Origin of the sequence: Methylibium sp. T29 (assembly GCF_000576205.1) — a bacterium.
Classification (GTDB): domain Bacteria; phylum Pseudomonadota; class Gammaproteobacteria; order Burkholderiales; family Burkholderiaceae_C; genus Methylibium; species Methylibium petroleiphilum.
In genome coordinates, this window is the sequence record NZ_AZND01000463.1 from 1 (window position 1) to 1,513 (window position 1,513).

General features: G+C 73.0%; 2 protein-coding genes and 1 pseudogene. All 3 read left to right on the forward strand.

Going from position 1 to position 1,513, the window contains the following annotated elements; translation table 11 throughout:
• A partial coding sequence (locus x551_RS22040; protein WP_036251519.1) for a bifunctional adenosylcobinamide kinase/adenosylcobinamide-phosphate guanylyltransferase occupies nucleotides 1-381 on the forward strand: 381 nt, incomplete at its 5' end.
• Entirely contained in the window at nucleotides 378-1,313 is a 936-nt protein-coding gene (locus tag x551_RS22045; RefSeq protein WP_051495693.1) for a helical backbone metal receptor, read from the forward strand. The genes x551_RS22040 and x551_RS22045, both read left to right, overlap by 4 nt.
• A pseudogene (locus x551_RS22050) lies at nucleotides 1,310-1,513 on the forward strand (hypothetical protein); the annotation flags it as partial. The gene x551_RS22045 and the pseudogene x551_RS22050, both read left to right, overlap by 4 nt.

Consider the following 1,513-nt stretch of genomic DNA (forward strand, 5'->3'; position numbering starts at 1 on the left):
GGCGCGGTCCGCGTGAGGCGCCACGGGCTGGGCGATGCGATCCGCCGGCTCGCCGATCCGGCGCACCTGCTGGTGGTCGACTGCCTGACCTTGTGGCTCGCGCAGTGGCTGATGCCGCCGCCGCAGTCGCCCATGCAGCCCGCCATGCAGACCACCATGTGGCCGCCCGAACGCGAATCCCTGCTCGACGCCTTGCAGGCCAGTACCTCGCCGCTGGTGCTGGTGTCCAACGAGATCGGCCTGGGCGTGATGCCGATGTCGCGCGAGGCCCGCGCCTGTGTCGACACGCTGGGCCACCTGCACCAAGCCGTGGCGCAGCGTTGCGTCCGCGTGACGCTGATGGTCGCGGGCTGCGAACTGCGCGTGAAGGACGATCGATGACCCCAGCCCACACGCCGCTGCCGCGGCGAACCACCCTGCGCCGGCTGGCAACGCTGGCTGCCATCGTCGCGGGCCTGGCCGGGCTGAGGCCTGCTGCCGTGCAAGCCCAGGCTATCGTCGTACGCGACGACCGCGGCATCGCGCATCGCCTGGCCGCCCCGCCGCAGCGCATCGTGTCGATGCTGCCCTCGCTCACCGAGACGGCCTGGGTCCTGGGTGTCGGGCCGCAGCTGGTGGGCGTGGACCGCTATTCGAACTGGCCGGCCGACCTGGCCAGGTTGCCGCACCTGGGCGGGCTGGACGATGCGCAGATCGAGGCCATCGCCGCCCTCAAGCCCGACCTGATCCTCGCCTCCCCCGCCTCGCGCTCGATGGAGCGGCTGGAGGTGCTGGGCTTCACCGTCGTGCGCCTGAAGTCGGAGAGCTACGCCGACGTGCGGCGCACGCTCGATGTCGTGGCGCGACTGCTGGGCACGCCGGACGAGGGTGCGCGCGTGTGGACACGGTTGACGCGCGAGGTCGATGCCGCGGCAGCGCGCGTCCCGCCGTCGATGCGCGGCCAGCGCGTCTACTTCGAGATCGGCGGCGGGCCCTATGCGGCGGGCACCGTGTCGTTCATCGGCGAGACCCTGGCACGGCTGGGCATGGCCAACATCGTGCCGCCAGATCTGGGGCCGTTCCCCAAGCTCAACCCCGAATTCGTCGTGCGCGCCCGGCCCGACGTCATCATGGGCGTGCAGCGCGAGCAGTCCGCGCTTGTGGACCGGCCGGGCTGGAACGCGCTGGCCGCGGTGCGCGACAAGCGCCTGTGCGGCTTCGAGACCGCGCAGTACGAGATGCTGATCCGCCCCGGCCCGCGCCTGGGCGAAGCGGCCGGGCTGCTGGCCGATTGCCTGGTACGGCTGGGCACGGCGTCGACGGGGTTGCGATGAGCGCCCTGCTGCCCGCCGCGCTGGCAATGGACCCGCTCACCGAGGAGGTCGACGCACCGCGCCGACGCCGGCTGGCCTTGTGGTTGCTGCTGGCCGTCGCCCTCGGCCTGGCGGCGGGGCTGGCCACCGGCTCGGCCGGCTTCTCGCCCCGTGCGCTGTGGGCCGACCTGCAGGGCCCCGATGCCGGTCTGCTGCTGGGG